This window comes from Streptomyces mabaensis, assembly GCF_053763515.1.
In genome coordinates this window covers 1-19,257 of sequence record NZ_JBSOPZ010000004.1, presented here as the reverse complement: position 1 = coordinate 19,257, position 19,257 = coordinate 1, and the positions used below count along the sequence as shown (strand labels likewise).

The 19,257-nt window shown below is 69.8% G+C and carries 22 protein-coding genes; 13 read left to right on the top strand and 9 right to left on the bottom strand.

Translation table 11 applies throughout. The features are described from left to right. Positions 1-51 precede the first annotated feature (51 nt). Together ACWV17_RS04545 and ACWV17_RS04540 are read right to left on the bottom strand one after the other, a co-directional pair. Entirely contained in the window at positions 52-309 is a 258-nt protein-coding gene (locus tag ACWV17_RS04545; RefSeq protein ID WP_003953983.1) for a WhiB family transcriptional regulator, read from the bottom strand. A 313-nt stretch (positions 310-622) separates the two neighbouring features. Further along, positions 623-1,591 (bottom strand): diacylglycerol/lipid kinase family protein, encoded by a 969-nt coding sequence (locus ACWV17_RS04540; RefSeq protein WP_455356000.1) that lies wholly within the window; start codon positions 1,589-1,591, stop codon positions 623-625. 105 nt (positions 1,592-1,696) lie between these two features. Here ACWV17_RS04540 and ACWV17_RS04535 point away from each other — a divergent pair, with 105 nt between their 5' ends. Beyond that, positions 1,697-2,122: a hypothetical protein gene (locus ACWV17_RS04535; protein ID WP_455358570.1), complete on the top strand. Its 426-nt coding sequence runs from the start codon at positions 1,697-1,699 to the stop codon at positions 2,120-2,122. Positions 2,123-2,160: 38 nt separating this feature from the next. Here ACWV17_RS04535 and ACWV17_RS04530 read toward each other — a convergent pair whose 3' ends face one another. From ACWV17_RS04530 to ACWV17_RS04520, 3 genes are all read right to left on the bottom strand, one after another. Beyond that, positions 2,161-3,210, bottom strand: a complete 1,050-nt coding sequence (locus ACWV17_RS04530) for an RNA polymerase sigma factor SigF (protein ID WP_455358569.1) — start codon at positions 3,208-3,210, stop codon at positions 2,161-2,163. After that, on the bottom strand, positions 3,099-3,512 hold the full coding sequence (locus ACWV17_RS04525) for an ATP-binding protein (protein WP_250918386.1): 414 nt from the start codon (positions 3,510-3,512) through the stop codon (positions 3,099-3,101). The genes ACWV17_RS04530 and ACWV17_RS04525 overlap by 112 nt, the downstream gene beginning before the upstream one ends. Positions 3,513-3,743: 231 nt before the next feature. Next, entirely contained in the window at positions 3,744-4,004 is a 261-nt protein-coding gene (locus tag ACWV17_RS04520) for a UBP-type zinc finger domain-containing protein (protein WP_455355997.1), read from the bottom strand. A gap of 47 nt (positions 4,005-4,051) precedes the next feature. Here ACWV17_RS04520 and ACWV17_RS04515 point away from each other — a divergent pair, with 47 nt between their 5' ends. Further along, positions 4,052-5,650, top strand: coding sequence for a Na+/H+ antiporter (locus tag ACWV17_RS04515; RefSeq protein ID WP_455358568.1), 1,599 nt, complete (start codon positions 4,052-4,054; stop codon positions 5,648-5,650). A 22-nt stretch (positions 5,651-5,672) separates the two neighbouring features. Here ACWV17_RS04515 and ACWV17_RS04510 read toward each other — a convergent pair whose 3' ends face one another. The 3 genes from ACWV17_RS04510 to ACWV17_RS04500 all read right to left on the bottom strand — a co-directional run bounded on the left by ACWV17_RS04510 (position 5,673) and on the right by ACWV17_RS04500 (position 7,622). Next, positions 5,673-6,626, bottom strand: a complete 954-nt coding sequence (locus ACWV17_RS04510; protein WP_455358567.1) for a 1-aminocyclopropane-1-carboxylate deaminase/D-cysteine desulfhydrase — start codon at positions 6,624-6,626, stop codon at positions 5,673-5,675. Between the two features lie 10 nt (positions 6,627-6,636). Further along, positions 6,637-7,227 carry an N-acetylmuramoyl-L-alanine amidase gene (locus ACWV17_RS04505; protein ID WP_455358566.1) on the bottom strand — a complete coding sequence of 197 codons (591 nt, stop codon included), beginning with the start codon at positions 7,225-7,227 and terminating at the stop codon, positions 6,637-6,639. Between the two features lie 161 nt (positions 7,228-7,388). Continuing rightward, on the bottom strand, positions 7,389-7,622 hold the full coding sequence (locus ACWV17_RS04500) for a hypothetical protein (protein ID WP_455355994.1): 234 nt from the start codon (positions 7,620-7,622) through the stop codon (positions 7,389-7,391). A gap of 222 nt (positions 7,623-7,844) precedes the next feature. On the opposite strand from ACWV17_RS04500, the gene ACWV17_RS04495 reads away from it, so the two are divergent. The 8 genes from ACWV17_RS04495 to ACWV17_RS04460 all read left to right on the top strand — a co-directional run bounded on the left by ACWV17_RS04495 (position 7,845) and on the right by ACWV17_RS04460 (position 14,351). Beyond that, positions 7,845-9,257 (top strand): family 2B encapsulin nanocompartment shell protein, encoded by a 1,413-nt coding sequence (locus tag ACWV17_RS04495; RefSeq protein WP_455355993.1) that lies wholly within the window; start codon positions 7,845-7,847, stop codon positions 9,255-9,257. A 132-nt stretch (positions 9,258-9,389) separates the two neighbouring features. Beyond that, a complete protein-coding gene (locus ACWV17_RS04490; RefSeq protein WP_455355992.1) occupies positions 9,390-10,418 on the top strand; it encodes a family 2 encapsulin nanocompartment cargo protein polyprenyl transferase in 1,029 nt (342 codons plus the stop codon). A 91-nt stretch (positions 10,419-10,509) separates the two neighbouring features. Further along, positions 10,510-11,103: a GNAT family N-acetyltransferase gene (locus tag ACWV17_RS04485; RefSeq protein WP_455358565.1), complete on the top strand. Its 594-nt coding sequence runs from the start codon at positions 10,510-10,512 to the stop codon at positions 11,101-11,103. A gap of 90 nt (positions 11,104-11,193) precedes the next feature. Beyond that, entirely contained in the window at positions 11,194-11,769 is a 576-nt protein-coding gene (locus ACWV17_RS04480) for a dihydrofolate reductase family protein (protein ID WP_455358564.1), read from the top strand. 129 nt (positions 11,770-11,898) lie between these two features. Then, entirely contained in the window at positions 11,899-12,315 is a 417-nt protein-coding gene (locus ACWV17_RS04475; protein WP_455358563.1) for a YciI family protein, read from the top strand. Further along, the gene (locus ACWV17_RS04470; protein ID WP_455358562.1) at positions 12,312-13,559 is read left to right on the top strand and encodes an RNA polymerase sigma factor; all 1,248 of its coding nucleotides are present in this window, start codon (positions 12,312-12,314) and stop codon (positions 13,557-13,559) included. The genes ACWV17_RS04475 and ACWV17_RS04470 overlap by 4 nt, the downstream gene beginning before the upstream one ends. A 64-nt stretch (positions 13,560-13,623) precedes the next feature. Next, positions 13,624-14,082, top strand: a complete 459-nt coding sequence (locus ACWV17_RS04465) for a peroxiredoxin (RefSeq protein ID WP_455355987.1) — start codon at positions 13,624-13,626, stop codon at positions 14,080-14,082. 50 nt (positions 14,083-14,132) lie between these two features. Next, entirely contained in the window at positions 14,133-14,351 is a 219-nt protein-coding gene (locus tag ACWV17_RS04460; protein ID WP_455358561.1) for a hypothetical protein, read from the top strand. A gap of 166 nt (positions 14,352-14,517) precedes the next feature. Here ACWV17_RS04460 and ACWV17_RS04455 read toward each other — a convergent pair whose 3' ends face one another. After that, the gene (locus tag ACWV17_RS04455; RefSeq protein WP_455358560.1) at positions 14,518-14,865 is read right to left on the bottom strand and encodes a hypothetical protein; all 348 of its coding nucleotides are present in this window, start codon (positions 14,863-14,865) and stop codon (positions 14,518-14,520) included. 369 nt (positions 14,866-15,234) lie between these two features. On the opposite strand from ACWV17_RS04455, the gene ACWV17_RS04450 reads away from it, so the two are divergent. The 3 genes from ACWV17_RS04450 to ACWV17_RS04440 form a co-directional block, all read left to right on the top strand. After that, on the top strand, positions 15,235-15,606 hold the full coding sequence (locus ACWV17_RS04450; RefSeq protein ID WP_455358559.1) for a hypothetical protein: 372 nt from the start codon (positions 15,235-15,237) through the stop codon (positions 15,604-15,606). A 14-nt stretch (positions 15,607-15,620) separates the two neighbouring features. Next, positions 15,621-18,305 carry a hypothetical protein gene (locus ACWV17_RS04445; RefSeq protein ID WP_455358558.1) on the top strand — a complete coding sequence of 895 codons (2,685 nt, stop codon included), beginning with the start codon at positions 15,621-15,623 and terminating at the stop codon, positions 18,303-18,305. Positions 18,306-18,820: 515 nt separating this feature from the next. Further along, a partial coding sequence (locus tag ACWV17_RS04440; RefSeq protein WP_455358557.1) for a helix-turn-helix domain-containing protein occupies positions 18,821-19,257 on the top strand: 437 nt, incomplete at its 3' end.

Genomic DNA, 19,257 nt, shown 5'->3' with positions numbered 1-19,257 from the left:
GGTGGTGCGTACGCGCTGTACGCGCCGCCTGGCTCAGGCTGTAGCAGGGTGTCAGGCGCTGGCGTTGCGCGCCCGGTTGCGAGCGGCGCGGCGCTTCATTGCGCGGCGCTCGTCCTCGCTGAGGCCACCCCAGACGCCGGAGTCCTGGCCGGACTCGAGCGCCCACTGCAGGCACTGCTCCATGACGGGGCAGCGGCGGCAGACGGCCTTGGCTTCCTCGATCTGCAGCAGCGCAGGACCGGTGTTGCCGATGGGGAAGAACAGCTCGGGGTCTTCCTCACGACAAACGGCGTTGTGACGCCAGTCCATGGCTGCTACCTCTCTTATTACGTACGATTGCTTGTGAATGTGAACGCTTTCACGAATCCCCCCGCAAGTGAAGGGCCGACTGCCAGTTGCCTGGTGTGGTCCTGGGTTTTGAGGAAGGGGTTCCGGCTCTCTGTGGGGCCGATGTTGCGGGCCGTCCCGAGCGCCATGTAGAGATTCGCAAACCTCGGCGGCGGATACAACCCCTTCCGGAAAGTTTTTTTTGATTCCTCGGTGTCGACTAGGTCACAGCCGTACTTCTATGGGGTGGATGCCAGCCTAAACGTTCGAGTGGAAGGCTGTTTGGCCCTTCTACTCACACAATCACACGCAGTGCACGGCGAACGCCTGTGAACGCCACGCTCGTACGGACCCCTAGGTGGTCACCGTCCATCTGGAACGGGAGTGGCACCTTGGAATGCAAGGTGAAGTCCGTCAGATCATGCAGGGAGACGGCGTGCTTGCCGTGCGGCCCGCGCTCCGGGCTGGAAGTCAGCAGCTGGGTCGCGTAACGCGCCACCGCCGGGGTGGACAGTCTGCTCAGCGCGAGTACGTCCAGAGCGGTGTCGAAGGAGGCCTCCGGGGACGCGTACACCGGGCGATTGCCCAGGTAGGTCCAGGGGGAGGTGTTGCAGACTATCGACAGCACCAGGCCGCTCACCGGGTCCGAACCCGGCCGCTCCAGCGTGATCGTGCCGTGCCGGCGGTGCGGATCGTCGAGGAACTGGCGTACCACCTGGCGCATGTACAGGGCGTGCGTGGACCTCTTGCCGCGCTCCCGCTGTTGTTCGACGCGGCCGACCACGCCCGCGTCGAACCCGAAGCCGGCGCAGAACGTGAACCAGCGCGAGGGCACCGATTCGTCCTCCGTACCTGGCGCGCCGGCCGCCAGCCCCAGCCCGACCGTCTGCTCACGGCGCTCGCGCAGTGCGTCCAGCAGCGCGCCGGTCGCCTCCACCGCGTCGTTGGGCAGGCCCAGGGCGCGCGCGAAGACGTTGGTGGAGCCGCCGGGGACCACCGCGAGGCGGGGCAGCCGGTCCGGGTCCGGGCCGCTGTGCAGCAGACCGTTCACGACCTCGTTGACCGTGCCGTCGCCACCGAGCGCGACGACGAGCTCGATCTCCTGGTCCTCGGCCGCCCGGCGGCCCAGATCGCGGGCGTGCCCCCGGTACTCGGTGGTCACGACCTCCAGCTTCATCTCGCTGGCCAGGGCGTGGATGAGGACGTCACGCGTGCGCGCGCTGGTGGTGGTTGCCGCCGGGTTGACCACGAGGAGTGCACGCATGCGCGCCACACTACCTACCGTCCGGTACCTGGCCCAGCCCCGGTCCAGGGACCGGAACCGGCTCCCGTCACCGGGCCGTTTCCCTGCCGCGGCTACTCTGCTGGGGTGAGTACAGAGCAGACCTCCGCCCCCGATTCCGGTCCGGTTCCGACCCGGCTGACCGCCGCCGCCGCGCTGACCGCGCTGGAGGGCGTCGCGCTCGCCGCCGTCGGCGTCTACCTGCTGATGATGGGGCTGCTCGGCGACCCCGACTCCCTCCAGCAGGCCGCGACGGGCGGCCTGACGGTGATCGCCCTCGCGGTGATTCCGCTGGCCGCCGCCCGGGGGCTGCGACTGCGCCGGCGCTGGAGCCGCGGGCCGGCGCTGATCATGCAGCTGATCTCGGTGCCGGTCGTCTGGACGCTGGTCCAGACCGGCGGCGCGATGATCGCGGCGGGCATCGCCCTCGGGGCGGCCGCGACCGCCGTCCTGGTGCTGCTGCTCAACCCGGCGACGACGCAGGCACTGGGCATCGGCCCCCGGGACGCGTAACCGGCGCCCGTCGGCTGCTTCTCTGCTCCTCGACTTCCCTACTCCTCGACCAGCAGCTTGTCGCGCAGCTGTGCGAGCGTGCGGGCGAGGAGCCGGGAGACATGCATCTGGGAGATGCCGACCTCCTGTGCGATCTGCGACTGGGTCATGTTGCCGAAGAAGCGGAGCAGCAGAATTCGCTTCTCTCGTGGCGGCAGGCCCTCCAGGAGCGGCTTCAGCGACTCGCGGTACTCGACGCCTTCCAGCGCCTCGTCCTCCGCGCCCAGCGTGTCCGCCACCGCCGGGGACTCGTCGTCCGTGTCCGGTACGTCCAGCGAGAGCGTGCTGTACGCGTTCGCGGACTCCAGGCCCTCCAGGACCTCTTCCTCCGAGATGCCCAGGCGCTCGGCCAGCTCGTGGACCGTGGGGGACCGGCCGTGCTGCTGCGACAGCTCGGCGGTGGCCGTCGTCAGGGACAGCCGCAGCTCCTGGAGCCGGCGCGGCACCCGCACCGCCCAGCCCTTGTCGCGGAAGTGCCGCTTGATCTCACCGACGACGGTCGGGGTCGCGTACGTCGAGAACTCGACACCCCGCTCCGGATCGAAGCGGTCCACCGACTTGATCAGACCGATCGTGGCGACCTGGGTGAGGTCGTCCAGCGGCTCGCCGCGGTTGCGGAACCGGCGGGCGAGGTGCTCGACGAGCGGGAGATGCATGCGCACCAGCTGGTTGCGCAGGTCGGCACGCTCGGGGGAGCCGTCGGGCAGCTTGCGCAGCTCGATGAACATCGCCCGCGCGCCACTGCGGTCCCGCGGATCGTGCTGCTGCTCGTTGTGGTGCTGGTGCTCGCTCATGGGGCCCGCCCGCTCTGCCTGCTCCGCCGAGTCCGAAAAGCCGTCTACCGGGTGCGGCCGGGCCTGCTGCTCCGGGATGCCCTCCGGGGCGTGGCGCACCCGAGGAATGCGTTCGTCGTTCCGCACCGGACCTTCCCCGTCCTTCACGCCGGCCCGGGTCCCGCGCCGCGCTGTTTGTAGAGGCTGATGCTGACCGTACGGTCGTCGGCGACCGTCGAGTCGACCTTGCCCGCGAGGGCGGAGAGCACCGTCCATGCGAAGGTGTCACGCTCCGGTGCGCGGCCGTCCGTCGTCGGGGCCGAGACCGTCACCTCGAGCGAGTCGTCGATGAGACGGAAGACGCAGCTGAGGACGGAACCGGGGACGGCCTGCTGGAGCAGGATCGCGCACGCCTCGTCGACGGCGATCCGCAGATCCTCGATCTCGTCGAGGGTGAAGTCCAAACGCGCCGCGAGGCCGGCCGTGGCCGTACGCAGCACCGACAGGTAGGCGCCCGCAGCGGGCAGCCGGACTTCCACGAAGTCCTGAGTCCCGGGCTCGCCTGCGATCTGGGACACCCTCACCTCCAAGGTGGTACAAGCTCATTTCCGGGGCCGGGAGTCGCCCCCCGGGCCGGTACAGCACGATGTTCGCCGGTGACGCTATCGCGATCCGAGTTGTCCTGTCGCGGGCCCCATCTCCGCCGGAACGGGTGCTGTCACTCATGGTAAGCCTACGGGTACGGACAGTGGCTAGGGGTCTGCGGGACCAATTACGAGGAACCGGCGGAGGGTTGACGTACCCACGCCTCAGACGATCGAACCGTCCACAAAGCACCAGCGCCAGTCCTCACCCGCCTCGAAACTCCGTATGACCGGATGTCCCGTCTCCCTGAAGTGCGCGGACGCGTGCCGCAGCGGTGAGGAGTCGCAGCACCCCACATGCCCGCACACCAGGCAGAGCCGCAGGTGGACGGGGTGGGACCCGGCCGCCACGCACTCGGGACAGGTGTCGTCGAGCGCGGCGGGCTCGGGGCGCGGCAGTGCGGGAACATGCGGACACTCGCTCATGATGGCCAGGTTACGACGGACCTGTGAGACGGGACGGGGGCTCGGCCATGGAGGTACTCCCGCTGGTGGCGCTGGTGGCGGGCAGCGCCGCGATCGCCGGGGCAGCCCGCAGGACGCCGGTGCCGGCGCCGCTGCTGCTGGTCGCCGCCGGGCTGCTCGCCTCGTACGTACCGGGCGTCCCGCAGTACACGCTCGACCCGCACATCGTGCTGCCGCTGCTGCTGCCGCCCCTGCTCTACACCGCCGCGGTGGACAGCTCGTACCTCGATCTGCGGGCGAATCTGCGGCCCGTCGCGCTGCTGTCGGTCGGGTACGTGCTCTTCGCGACGCTCGTCGTCGGTTACGCCGCGCATCTGCTCATCCCCGGGCTGCCGCTCACGGCGGCGCTGGTGCTGGGCGCGGTGATCGCGCCGCCCGACGCGGTGGCCGCGACGGCCATCGCGCGCAGGCTCGGGCTGCCGTCGCGGGTCACCACGATCCTGCAGGGCGAGTCGCTGGTGAACGACGCGACCGCGATCACCGCGTTCAAGGTCGCGCTGGCCGCCGTGGTCGGGGAGGGTGCGGGATGGGCCGGCGGGATCACCGAGTTCCTGATCGCCTCGGTCGGCGGGGTCGGCGTCGGCCTGCTGCTGATGGTGCCGCTGCACTGGCTGCGCACGCGGCTGAGGGAACCGCTGCTCCAGAACACCCTCTCGCTGCTGATCCCGTTCGTCGCGTACGCGGTCGCCGAGCGGGTGCACGCCTCCGGAGTGCTCGCCGTGGTCGTCGTCGCCCTGTACCTGGGACACCGGGCCTGGCAGGTGGACTTCGCGACCCGGCTCCAGGAGGCGGCGGTCTGGAGGATGGTCGCCTTCGTCCTGGAGTCGGTGGTGTTCGCGCTGATCGGACTCCAGTTGCCGGTGGTACTGGAGGGGCTCGGGGCGTACGAGGGGCTGGACGCGGCCCGGTACGCGGTCCTGCTCTTCGTGGCCGTCGTGGTGGTGCGGTTCGTCTGGGTGTTCCCGGCGACCTACCTGCCCCGGGCCCTGTCGTCACGGATCAGGGAACGGGAGCCGGGCCTCACCTTCAGCAGCCCGCTCATCGTCGGCTGGGCGGGCATGCGCGGGGTGGTGTCCCTGGCGATCGCCTTCTCGATCCCGCTGACGGTGGACGGTGGCGAGGACTTTCCGGAGCGCAATCTGATCCTCTTCCTGACCTTCACGACCGTCATCGCGACCCTGGTCGTACAGGGGCTGACGCTGCCGCCGCTGATCCGGCTGCTGAAGCTGCCGGGGCGCGACGAGCGGGCCGAGACGCTCGCCGAGGCGCAGGCGCAGAGCGAGGCCTCCCGGGCGGCGGAGCAGCGGCTGGACGAACTGCTCGCCGATGAGCGCAACGTGTTGCCGCAGCCGCTCGCGGACCGGCTGCGCACGGTGCTGGAGCGGCGGCGCAACGCCGTGTGGGAGCGGCTCGGCCCGGTCAACCGGGTCACGGGGGAGTCGGTGGACGAGACGTACCGGCGGCTGTCGGCGGAGATGATCGGCGCCGAGCGCGCGGTCTTCGTGGAGTTGCGCGACCGGCGCCGGATCGACGACGAGATGCTGCGTACGCTGCTGCGCCGGCTGGATCTGGAGGAGGCGGCGGCCTACCGGGAGGGCTCCGGCTAGGGCCTGTCCGGCGGATCAGGGCCTAACCCGTCACCACGGCGGCGAGGGTGGTGCCGCGGGGGAAGGCGCCCTCTTCGGTGAGGGCGGTGAGGGCGTACAGCATCTTGGCGACGTAGAGGCGTTCGACGCGCAGGCCGTGCCGGGCCTCGAAGTCCGCGGCGAAGGCGTCGAGTTCGGGTGTGGTGCGGGCGTAGCCGCCGCAGTGGAAGCGGTCGTCGAGGGACCAGTCGCCGGTGCGGGAGCCGAAGGCGGCGTCCTGGAGCGTACGTATCTCGCCGGCGAGGAAGCCGCCCCTGAGGACGGGTATGCCGAGCGCCCGCTGCCCGGGACCCAGGCCCGCGGCGAGGCCGGCCAGTGTGCCGCCGGTGCCGCACGCGACGGCGACGACGTCCGCGGCCCCGCGCAGCTCCTGGCCGAGCGCGGTGCAGCCCCGCACGGCAAGGGTGTTGCTGCCCCCTTCCGGTATGACGTGGACCCCGGCGGCGGCTGCGGTCATCGCGCCGTCGGCGGCGGGCCGCGTCGTACGCAGGGGCCGCGTCGCGCGCACGATCTCTGCCAGGACCTCCGGATCCGTCTTGTGGCGGTAGGCCGTGCGGTTCACGAAGTGCAGGCGCATGCCGTCCGCCGCGCACTGCGCCAGCGACGGGTTCAGCGGGCGGCCGGCCAGTTCGTCGCCCCGTACGACGCCGATCGTCGCGAAGCCGAGCATCCTGCCGGCGGCGGCGGTGGCCCGGAGGTGGTTGGAGTAGGCACCGCCGAAAGTCAGCAGGGTGCCGCAGCCGGCGTCGGCGGCGGCCCGCAGATTCGGTGCCAGCTTGCGCCACTTGTTCCCGGGCAGGTCGGGGTGGATCAGGTCGTCGCGCTTGAGCAGCAGCCGTACTCCGTGGCGGGTGAAGCGCTCGTCCTCGGCCGGCCGCAGCGGCGAGGGCAGTCGCGGCCGCAGGGCGTCGAGGCCGAGCGCTTCGGGGGTCGTCACCCCCTCATTGTCACTTCAGCCGCTCGGTGATGCGCCCGCGCATCGACCTCATGGTGAAGCCGCGCGGGTCGACCTTGCCGGGCTGCCATTCGAGATGGCCGATGACCGACCGCGCGGTCCAGCCGTGATGCCGGCAGATCGCCGCCGCGGCCTTCTCGATCGCTTCGAGCTGCACCCCCGGCCACGGGTCCTTGCCGTCACCGAGGTTCTCGCACTCGAAGCCGTAGAAGTGGCGGTTTCCGTCGGTGTTGGCCTCGTTGTCCGGGGGGAGGGCCTTCTCGGCGATGACGGCGCGCAGGACGTCGTCGTCACCCAGGCCCGCGTGGTTGGCGCGGCCGTACCCGACGAGGTGGACCCTGCCGTCCTTGGCGATGACCCCGTGGCACAGCGGCCCCGGCAGCGAGGCGTAACCGTCGCGGCAGATACGGACCGTGCTCGCCGTGCCCTTGGTGACGGTGTGGTGGATCATCACGCCGTGCACCGGGCCCCACGGCCCCTTGTGGTTGCGGTTGTGGGTACGCCATTCACCGACCTGGACGACGGTCAGTCCTTCGTCCTGGAGGATGTCGAGGAACCTGCCGGCGGACATGGGTGGGGCCATGGCCGTCTCCTTTGCGGGGCGCGACGGCCGCCGTACGCGGACGCCTCGTATTCGTGCTTGTACCGGAATACGGGCGTCCGGGCCATCCCGTTCGGGCCCTGTGCGAGCCGATCCGGTCAGCGGCGCTCACCCCACCCGCTCACCGGTGCCCCGCGGCCGCCTCAGCTGCGCAGGAACGCGTCCCCGTGCGTGGCGATGTGACCTTCGACGGCCTGCAACGCCTGCAGGGTGGCGCGCGGGTCACCGCTGCCGCGCTGCTCGGCGAAGTAGGCCGCGCCCAGTCTCTTGAGGAGGTCGTGCCCGGCGCGCTGCGCCTGCACTTCGTCCAGCTTCTGCTTGCCCTGGGTCAGGCCCCGCTGGGCCTGTTCCTTGGCGCGGTCGAGAAAACCAGCCATGGCTGCGCTCCTGACGATCGGTACGGACGGTTCGTGCGGGCCCTGTGGGGATCAACGCCCGGGAGGATCAAGCGGTTCCCGACGATGGAATCTCCGCTCGGTCCGGTCAAGGTGCCCCGCCGGAGCCTGATCCAGTCCCACTCATTTGTGTAATGGCGCACTGACTCTCCGTCCTGGAAAGCTTTCTTCTCGCAGGTCAGAGCGTGATCGAAAGGGAGATACATGTCGGTCGAGGCAGGTTCCGAAGTCCGCGAGGGGCAGGCGCAGCCGCAGCGCAGTCTGGGCACCGCAGCCGCGCGGAACTTGGCAACCACCACCAAGTCCGCGCCGCAGATGCAGGAGATCACCTCTCGGTGGCTGCTGCGGATGCTCCCGTGGGTCCAGGTGCAGGGCGGCACGTACCGGGTGAACCGCCGGCTGAGTTACTCGGTCGGTGACGGGCGCGTCACGTTCATCAAGACCGGGGACCAGGTGCAGGTGATCCCCGCGGAGCTCGGCGAGCTGCCGGTGCTCCGCGACTACGAGGACCAGGAGGTGCTCGCCGAGCTCGCCCAGCGCTGCCGGCAGCGGGAGTTCGCGCCCGGGGAGACGCTCACATCCTTCGGGAGCCAGTCCGACGAGGTGTTCCTGCTCGCGCACGGCCGCGTGGAGAAGGTCGGCCCCGGTCCGTACGGGGACGACGCGGTGCTGGGTGTGCTCGCGGACGGCTCGTACTTCGGCGATCAGTGCCTGACCGACCCCGACTCCATCTGGGAGTACACGGCCCGGGCCGCGACAGCGGGCACCGCGCTCGTCCTGTCCCGGCAGGACGTGCTGACCCTCGCGGACCGCGTGGAGTCGCTGGCCCGGCACCTGGAGCACATCCGGTCCATCCCCGCCCAGCGGACCAACAAGTACGGCGAGGCCGCGATCGATCTCTCGGCCGGCCATATCGGCGAAGCCGTGCTGCCGGGCACGTTCGTGGACTACGAATCGGCGCCCCGGGAGTACGAACTGAGTGTCGCCCAGACCGTGCTGCGCATCCACAGCCGGGTGGCGGACCTCTACAACCAGCCGATGAACCAGACCGAGCAGCAGTTGCGGCTCACGGTCGAGGCGTTGCGCGAGCGCCAGGAGCACGAGCTCATCAACCACCGGGAGTTCGGTCTCCTCAACAACTGCGAGTACGACCAGCGGTTCCAGCCGCACGACGGAGTCCCCAGCCCCGACGACATGGACGAACTGCTCAGCAGGCGGCGCGGTTCGAAGATGTTCCTCGCCCACCCGCGGGCCATCGCCGCGTTCGGCCGTGAGTGCAGCAAGCGGGGGCTGTACCCGGACACCGTGGAGATCGCGGGGAACCACGTACCGGCGTGGCGCGGGGTACCGATCTTCCCGTGCAACAAGATCCCGATCAGTGACGCCCGTACGACCTCGATCCTCTGCCTGCGTACCGGAGAGGCGGAGCAAGGGGTCATCGGACTGCACCAGACCGGCATCCCGGACGAGATCGAGCCCAGTCTCTCGGTGCGCTTCATGGGCATCAGCGAGCAGGCGATCATCTCCTACCTGGTCACGGCCTACTACTCGGCCGCGATTCTGGTGCCGGACGCCCTGGGAGTCCTGGAGAACGTGGAAATCGGCCGCTGGCGCTAGATCTGTCCGGCGGACACGGCGCGCGGGGTGGGCCGGGGCTGACGAGTGCTGTCCCGGCCCGCTCCCGCCCGGCGGGTTCGCACCACATCGCATGTGTACGCAGATTCGCAAGGGGAGGACCGCACGTTGGCCATGACGGAAGCCACCACCGAAGGGCACGAGGCCGCAGTGCTGCTGGAGCGCACCAGGACCACCGTCAACCCCGAGCTGCGGAGCAGCATCGAGACCTTGCCCGGATCGATACGCCGTGTCGCCATGTACCACTTCGGCTGGGAGCACGCCGACGGAACACCGGCCGCGGGGCAGGCCGGCAAGGCGATCCGGCCGGCGCTCGTGCTCGCCGCGACGCAGGCGCTCGGCGGGCAGTCCCGGCCGACCGTACGGGCCGCGGCCGCCGTGGAGCTCGCGCACAACTTCACCCTGCTCCACGACGACGTCATCGACGAGGACTCGATGCGCCGGAACCGTCCGACCGCATGGACGGTCTTCGGCACCCCGGACGCGATCATCGCCGGGGACGCGATGCTCGCTCTCGCGCTCCGGCTCCTCGCCGACGATCCGCACCCCGCGGCGCCGGAGGCATCGGCTCGGCTGGCGGCCTGTGTGATCGAGTTGTGCGCGGGTCAGCAGGCGGACTGCGCCTTCGAGGAGCGGGCCGAGGTCACCCTCGACGAGTGCCTCACCATGGCCATGGCCAAGACCGGTGCCCTGCTCGGCTGTGCCTGCGCGCTCGGCGCGCTCTACGCGGGTGCCGGCCGGGAGGAGGTCGAGGCGATGGACGCCTTCGGCCGGGAGGCCGGTCTCGCCTTCCAGCTCATCGACGACCTGATCGGTATCTGGGGCGACCCCGACCACACCGGAAAACCCGCCGGCGCCGACCTGGCCGCCCGCAAGAAGTCCCTGCCCGTGGTGGCCGCGCTGACCTCGGGCACCCCGGCCGGGGCGGAGCTGGCCGCACTGTACGCCGGCCCGATGACCGCTGCGGACATCTCCCGCGCCGCGGAGGCGGTGGACCGGGCAGGTGGCCGGGACTGGGCCCAGATCCATGCCGCCGACCGGATGGCGCGCGCGGTCGACCAGCTCTCCCGGGCGGTACCGGACCTCGGCGCGGCGGGCGGGCTCCTGGCCCTGGCGGAGTATGTGACGCGCCGCACCCGCTGAACCGGCCCCAGGGCGGGGCACCGGCCGGGCCCTGGTCAACTCTAGGATCACGTACGCCAATTGTGACGGACGTGTGAGGAGAGGACTGACCATGGGGCTGGAGATACGCCAGGCGGGGGAGAGTGACCGGGCGGCACTGACCCGGCTGCTCGACGAGGCGTTCATGGACGACCCCGTCAGCGGCTGGGTCTTCCCCGACGAGGCGCACCGCCGCCGGGTGCACGGGCTCTTCCTCGGGGTGTTCGTCGATGTGGCACTGAGCGAGGGCCGGGTGGACATGGCGGCGGACGGGTCCGCGGCCGCGCTCTGGCTGCAGATTCCGGCGGGCGAGCCGGAGGGGGAGGACGACACTCCGGCCCGTATGCGCGAGACGGCCGATCCGGACAACGAGCGGGCCGAGCTGGTCGGCCGGCTGACCGGTGCGGTGCACCCGACGGCCGAGGCGCACGAGTACCTGCTGATGATCGCCGTCACCCCGGACCGCCAGGGCGAGGGGCTGGGGACGGCGCTGATCGCGCCGGTACTCGAGCGGTGCGACCGGGACGGAGTGCCCGCGTATCTGGAGGCGAGCAGCGCGCGCAGCCGCAGGCTGTACGAGCGGCTGGGCTTCGAGTTCACGGGCACGACCGTGGAACTCCCGGACGGGCCGCCCATGTGGCCGATGTGGCGCAAGCCGCAGGGCTGACCACTCCGGCCCCGGCCCTCAAAGGCCTTGCGGAACCACTGCACTCGGAGCACTATGAGTGCAGTGGTTAACCGACGCGGAGGATTCGGCTTGCGAAAGCTCACGTACTACATCGCCATCTCCATAGACGGCTTCATCGCCGGCCCCGAGGGCGAGGTCGACGGCTTCCCCCAGAGTGAGGAGTACACGCAGTACACCCGGACGGAGTACCCGGAGACGCTGCCGACGCACGTCCGCAGGATGCTCGGCTGGGACGACGCGGAGAACGTGCAGTTCGACACCCTGGTGATGGGGCGTGGCACCTACGACCCCGCCCTGGAGATCGGTATCACCGATCCGTACGCACACATCCGCACCTACGTCGCCTCCCGCAGCATCGAGAAGTCCCCCGACCCCGCGGTGGAGATCATCTCCGGCGATCCGGTCGCCAAGGTCCGCGAGCTCAAGCAGGAGGAGGGGCTCGGGATCTACCTCGCCGGCGGCGCCGACCTCGCGGGACAGCTCATCGACGAGATCGACGAGCTGCACGTCAAGACGTACCCGATCGTCCTCGGCTCCGGCATCCCGCTGTTCCGCACCGGCTTCGCTGTCACCGGATTCGAGGTCCGCTCCAGCCGCGTCTTCGACAACGGCCTGATCTTCACGCAGTACACCAGGAAGCCGTAACCCCACACCTCGCGGGCGTCTTACCCGTACGCCGAGAAAATGCGGCCCGCCCTGTCGAGAATGGACCGACGGCTCCGACGTCCCATGCGAGAGCCCCCACCGGGCAACGAGCAGAAGGAGTGACAGGCCATGAAGTACATGCTGATGGTTCTCGGGAAGCAGGCCGACTACGACGCCATGGGCGGCGCACCGAGCGAGGGCAGCCCCGCATGGACCGAGCAGGACCTCAAGGCGATGTTCGACCACATGGGAGCGCTGAACAACGACCTCGCCGAAGCCGGGGAGCTGGTCGACGCGCAGGGCCTGGCCGAGCCCAAGCAGGCCCGCCTCGTCACCGCCGCCGGCGACGGCACGCCGGTCGTGACCGACGGGCCGTACGGGGAGACCAAGGAAGTCCTCGCCGGCTACTGGATCATCGACGTCCCGGACTTCGCACGGGCCGCCGAGATCGCCGCACGCGCCTACCAGTGCCCGCTGCCGGAGGGCGCCCCGAACTACCCGGTCGTCGTACACCCCGTGGGGGAACCCGGCGGGACCGAGATGTGAGGAGCGATCCCTCCACGCCGACCGAGGACCTGCTGCGCCGGCTGGCGCCGCAGGTCCTCGGCGCGCTGGTACGCCGGTACGGACACTTCGACACCGCCGAGGACGCCGTACAGGAGGCACTGCTCGCCGCCGCGCAGCAGTGGCCCGAGCGGGGCAGGCCGGAGAACCCGCGCGGCTGGCTGATCAAGGTCGCCTCCCGCCGGCTCGTCGACCAGCTGCGCAGCGACGAGGCACGCAGGCGGCGCGAGGAGACGGCCGCGGCGATGACCCCGCGCGACGAGTTCGAGACCCCGCCGCCCGGCGAGAGCCGCGCCCCGTCCGAGGACGACACGCTCGCGCTGCTGTTCCTGTGCTGCCACGCCGAACTGCCGCCGCCCGCCCGGATCGCGCTCACCCTGCGGGCCGTCGGCGGCCTGACCACCGCCGAGATCGCTCGCGCCCACCTGGTGCCCGAGGCGACGATGGCCCAGAGGATCAGCCGGGCGAAGAAGCGCGTCAAGTCCTCGGCAGTGCCGTTCGGCATGCCGCCGCCGGAGGAGCGCGCGGAGCGGCTGGCGGCCGTACTCCAGGTGCTGTACCTGATATTCAACGAGGGCTACACCGCCACCTCGGGCCCGGAACTGCTCCGCGGCGACCTCGCCGCCGAGGCGATCCGGCTCACCCGCGCCGTCCACCAACTCCTCCCCGCCGACGGCGAAGTGGCCGGCCTGCTCGCCCTGATGCTGCTCACCGACGCACGCCGCCCGGCCCGGACCGGCCCCGACGGCTCGCTCGTCCCGCTGGCCGAGCAGGACCGCGAGCGGTGGAACCGGGCCGCCATCGACGAGGGAGTCGCCCTGGTCACCGACGCGCTCACCCGCACCCGGCTCGGCCCGTACCAGCTGCGGGCCGCGATCGCCGCCGTGCACGACGAGTCGGAGCGGGCCGAGGACACCGACTGGGCGGAGATCCTCGCCCTGTACGAAGTACTCCTGCGGCTCGCGCCCGGTCCGATGGAGAGCCTGAACCACGCGGTCGCGGTCGCGATGGTGCACGGGCCGGAGGCGGGACTCGCCCTGCTCGCCACCCTGGACCAGGACGAACGGCTGGCCGGGCACCACCGGCTCGACGCCGTGCGCGGCCACCTGCTGGAGATGGCGGGCGAGCCGGCCGCGGCCCGCGCTGCCTACGCGCGAGCCGCGGGGCGGACGCTGAGCCTGCCGGAGCGCCGCTATCTGCTGGGGCGGGCGGCACGGCTGGCCTGAGCCGTCCGTACAGTGGCGGCAGCCGTGCACGAACCTCCCGACACCTTCACGAAGGCAGGCACCGATGAACGTGGGCGCTGTGGCAGCGGACTTCGAGCTTCCGGACGAGACGGGCACGCCCCGGAGGCTGAGTGAACTGCTCGCCGACGGACCGGTCGTGCTCTTCTTCTACCCCGCCGCGATGACACCGGGATGCACAGCCGAGGCCTGTCACTTCCGCGACGTCGCGGGCGAGTTGAAGGCGCAGGGCGCCCAGCCGGTCGGTATCAGCGGTGACTCGGTGCAGACGCAGGCCGAGTTCGCGGACAAGCACTCCCTCGGCTACCCGCTGCTGGCGGACCCGGAGGGAGCAGTGCGCGAACAGTTCGGCGTCAAGCGCGGTTTCAGCCTGGCCCCCACCAAGCGCGTCACCTTCGTGATCGACACCGACCGGCGGGTGCTGGAGGTCGTCAAGAGCGAGCTGCGGATGAGCGTCCACGCGGACCGCGCACTGGAGGCACTGCGCCGCCGCGCCAAGGCCTGACGGTCCGCCGCGCCAAGGCCTGACAGTAAGGAACACGCCACAGGGGCGGATTGCGCCCCTGTGCCTCCTGCATCGACCAGTACCCCCTTGCGTCCTCCTACCAGGGCGCGGCCCGCCACAAGTACGAAGGCGACGCGTACAAGGACGACTACTCGGTCCGCTACATCGACCGGGACGAGAACCAGGAAGCCGGACGCCGGCTCGGCGCCTGGTACGAGAACGACCGCATCCTCGACTGGGACGCCTACGTCATCAGCATCGGTGACTGACTCTCCGTCGCCGACAGACGCCTGAGCCGGCGGGGCCGGCCGTGCTGCGGCCGGCCCCGCCCGTCAGTTCGCTCAACTCGCCCCGGCGGACAGCCGCCACACCTGCGCCAGACAGAACTGGTCGACGCCCGCCAGCTCCTGTTCGTGCCCGGCCGGCGTCTCCACCTCACCGCCGCCCGGGAACGGCGAATGGAAGGTCCCCGGCGAGGTCCCAGCCGCCGTCCACCGTGTGGATGCCGAGTTCCCCGCTGGGCAGCTCCACCTCCGCCTCCGCACTGCCCGACCATCGGGCCGGATCGGGGGGCGGCGCGGTGGTCCAGCTCTCCAGCCGGACCCGCACATCGACCACCGCCGACGGGCACTGCAGATACGCCATCCCCCGAGCGACCTGGATCCAGCTGCCGCTGGGCGCATCGGGGGTGTGGGTGTCCGCGAGACAGGCCTCGTCCACCAGACCCCAGGTCCCGTAGTCGATGGCCGTCTCGACCTCGGCCGATCCGATCAGTCTCGCCATGCCCGCCCCTCCCCGGCGCTCGGCGGTCACTCCGTACTCATCAGGACACGGTCACCGCCACGCTACACAGGGAGAACAAGACCGCACCCGGTCCGTCATGGACGCCGTAGGCGGCGCCCTGCGGGCCGGGTGCGGGATGAGCAGGGTGACCTGCGGGGATCTTCCTCGTGGGCTGCTGACCTGGCCTTTTGCTGATGGCTGGCGATGGGGTACGACGGTCGTGATTGCGTGTCCTGCGGACTGTGTGCGGACTGGGAGGAGGCGCCGGGCGGGGCACACCCACAGGCGCCACAACATCCCCTGATGCGTGTGCAATTCTTATCGCCTTACGAGTATCCGGGGGTGAGGGTGTTACACCATCGTGGGCTCATGGCCAGTGCGTCCGTCGTCGCGGGTGTGGTGGTAAGCGTCTGTGTGAATCTGATGACTGATCAGTGGAGCCTCTCGTTGATCGGTGCCACCGTGGCGTGCGCTCTCGTCTGGGCCACCCTTGAGTTCGTGCGCTCACGCGACGAGGGTGCTGCCCAGCAGATCGCGGTGCGCGTGCGCGCCACGAATGGAGGGCGGATCGCCGACTCTCCAACCCATGTCGCGGCGGCCGCTTCCCGCTCCACTGTCGACAGGTCCGCAGAGGGAGGCACCATCGAGGCAAGCGCCGTAAGGGTGAGCCGCGACGCCCAGGTCACCCAGCATGCCTCCGGCGGAGGGACAGTCAGCGGCAGCGACATCACCGTTCACTGAGGGGGAGCACAGCGATGAACCACATGGGCATGTCGCTGTTGGGGCGCGAAGACGAGACGGCGGAATTCGAAGCGTTCCTCCAGGGTGACGATCGAGTGCTTCTCTATTGGGGTGTGGCGGGCCAGGGGAAGTCCACTCTGGTCAAACACCTCGCCGCGTGCTGTCCGAAGGACGGATACGTCGTGGACCTCGAGTACACGGCCGGTCGGCGGAACCCATCCTCTGACTCCGCGGACGCCGCTCGGGAGCTTCTGGACGAACTCGCCGAGGTTTTAGGTGGGTGGTGCGGGACCGGCACCCCCGCCTACCGCCGTGCGGCGGACCGGGCCGACGCCGACGAACAAGCGCTGCTCACCCGCAACATCACGCTGAAGGCGACGATGACCGCCCGGGGCAACTCGTCGATCGTCGACTCGCCGGTCTCCCTGAGCGCTGGCAGCATCACGGAGCCGCTGGCGAACCTCCGGGCGCTAAACAGGTCAAAGCTGGTGCGGGCGTTGTGTGACGACCTGCGGAAGGCGGACCTGTCGGGTCGGGTCCTGTTCGTGGACACCACCGAGCGTCTCTACTACCTCGACGAGGTCGCCTATTTCGAGGCCAGCGGAGGAGCCCGGGGCGCAGACGAGATCGGTCATTGGTTCGCCAATCGCTTTGTCCCCCACCTCCTGAGCGGCGCGAAGGGGCTGAAACTGGTGCTCGCCGGCCGTGAGGAGGTGCCGATGAAGTCCGGAATCCGTTGCCGGCGTAGGGAGCTGCGGAACTGGTCCTCGACCGATAGCGACGCCTATCTGGCCTCGCGCGGTCAAGAAGTTGACGGGTTCCAGCAGGCCGTGTACCGCCTGTGCAAGGGCCACCCCGGTTGGACCAGCATGCTTAGCGACACCGCGGCGATCCTCGACTGGGGCGAGATCGACCTCTTCGAGCTTGAACGAATAGCTCGTGACCGCCCCGCCGAGGAGTGGCTTCCCCGCGTGTTCCTGAGCCGCATCCCTGAACCCAGGAGAGCCGTCGTCGTCGCTGCGGCGACCCTGAGGTCGGTGGTCAAGGAGGCCATCACTGCGGTGCTGGCGAAGGCCCCGCAGGACGAGCAGTGGTTCGAGAGCCTCACCGCGTACTCGTTCGTCCAGTTGCGCAGGGCTCACCGGCAGAGGCCGTCGTGGCACATCCACCCACTGGTCCGAGGCGCCATCCTCAGCCACCTCGGGGGTCAGGAGCCGCTGCGGCTCATGGAATGGCATGGGCGTGCGGCCGCCTACTTCTCCCGCTCGGGTGATCTGGAGAACGAGCTGTACCACCGGTTCTGCTCCGGCGACACGAGCAAGGAAGGGGAGTGGCACCGCCTCTTCCAGTCGGCGAACCTGGCATGTGACTACGACTCCGGCCTTAGAGTAATTGAGCTCGTCACCGCCCACGAGGTCCGCGAGGGCCTCCTCCGCACGAGGCCAGGCTTGTTGAGCCACGCCCTGACGCTCAGGTCCGACATCTCCCTCCACCAAGGTCGGTTGGACGACGCCGTCATCGAGGCCGAACAGGCACTCCGGATCGCCCGCGAGGAAGACCTCGCGCGAGAGGAGGCCAAGGCTCTGTTCCTCCTTGGGTGCGTGTCGCAGCGGCGGAGCGAGCTCACGAGAGCGAAGGAGCTCTTGAGCCAAGCCTTCGATATCTGCCTGGCCACCGGTGATACCCAGAACGGGGCGAACTGCCAGTTGCACCTGGGATCCGTCGCGGCCCGACAGGCCGACTACGTCACGGCCTCCAAGTGCTTCAGCGTTGCCGCGAAACTCTACGAGGAACTCGGGGACGTACTGGGGGAGGGCAACGTCCATTGGGAGCACGGCACCGCGCTGCGCAGGGTTGGCCGGTACGGCGAGAGCAGGAAGGCACTGCGCCTAGCCGTCCGAAAGTACCGCGGCCTCGGCTTCAGACTCGGCGTAGCCAATGCCCTGCGGGAGGAAGGAGGGATCTACCTACGCGAGGGACGCGCGCAGGAGAGCCGGAACGCGCTCCACGAGGCACTCAGTCTCTACCGGGAGATCGGCGACCGGCTCGGCGAGGCCGCGTGTCGGGCGGAACTGTCCTTCCTGGAGCTAACTGATGGCGATGCGGATGCGGCCCACGGATCGCTGCGCGATGCCGCATCCTTGTACGCCTCCATCGGCAACGAGCTCGGCGTGGCCGACACGAACTTGCTGAGCGCCCAAGTGCTCGCCCACCAAGGGGCTCTCGACGAGGCGCTGGTACATGTGAGCCGCGCCTCGACTGCGTATGGGCACCTTGAGAGCCGTTTGGGCAAGGCCAACTGTCTTCTGCTCTCCGGTGTGGTCATGATGATGAAGGGCGCGCTGTCCGAGGCGAACGTCAGCCTGGCCAGAGCGGTCCGGGCTTTCCGGGAGATCGGAAACGCCCAAGGGGAGCGGTTGGCACTGGGTGAGCGTTCACGTGTGGCGGTTCTGGAACAGGACGGAGATCTGGCTGTCCGTCTGGCCAGACGTGCCTTGCACGTCTCGTCGTTCATGGGCAGCAAGGTAGCCATGGCCGAGAGCATGATGGCTCTGAGCGCCGCAGAACTCGCCAAGGGCAGGACGACGGAGGCGGTGCGCGTCTTCGGGGCCAGTTGTGCCCTCTTTGAGGAACTCGGGATCGAGAACCAGGCTCAGAAGGTCAGCGGCATGATCCTCCTTTCCGCCGCGGCGCAGTAGAGCCTCTTCCAAAAGTCTGCGGGTGGGCTACCGCTCCTCAGTAGACGTGCAGTCGTCATCGAGGCCGGCATCGTCCTGGTGATCGCCACCAAACGCCCGGCGGCGTGCGACACCGCCGACGCCTCAGCCTGGCGCAGAACCGGCCAGGTCGAGCCGTGCGGCGCCGTCTCGGGGTCGCACGGATGGAGAACTACAAGATCCTCCGGGATTGTCGGCAGTGTGACGACGGCCTCCACCACGCCGTCCAGGCCGTCGCCTGGATGTGCAACCCTGCCCTCACTCTATGATCGACGAACCCGCGAACGGTCGCTCCGCTGCCCGCCCACAGACTTCTGGAACAGCTTCAGCCACGGTTCGGGCGATACGCGGGGCCAGCGATTGGGAGCCTTGTAGCTCTGCAACCATCTCGGGCCTGCGGCAGGCGCGGTGCCCCAGGCCGTCAGGTGGGTTACTGAGGCTGAACTCGTGGAGTCGTATGGGCTGACGGCTCGTCGCCCGTGCGGTATCACCGGGGCATGCGGTATCCACAAGGGGGCGGGCTGACCGCCGAACGGCAGCAGTTCCGCGAGGAGTTACGGCTCAAGGCGGCTGAGAGGTTCGCCCAGGGCGAGGCGAGCTCGGTGATCGCCAAGGACCTGCGGGTTAGCGTCCGCTCGGTGCAGCGATGGCGGCGGGTGTGGGACGACGGCGGTCCGCGGGCTCTGCGGTCACAGGGGCCGGCGTCGCTGCCGCGGCTGAGCGAGAAGCAGTTCGCCCAACTGGAGGCGGAACTGACCAAGGGGCCGGCCGCGCACGGCTGGGAAGACCAACGCTGGACCCTGAGCCGTGTGAAGACGGTGATTGGTCGGCGCTTCCACCTGACCTACACGATCCAGTGTCGGCGTACGGCCTTAGCTCCCCAGTTGTGTACAGACGAACGTCCCCAGACGTCAGGCCACTTCGGTCTCTCGCT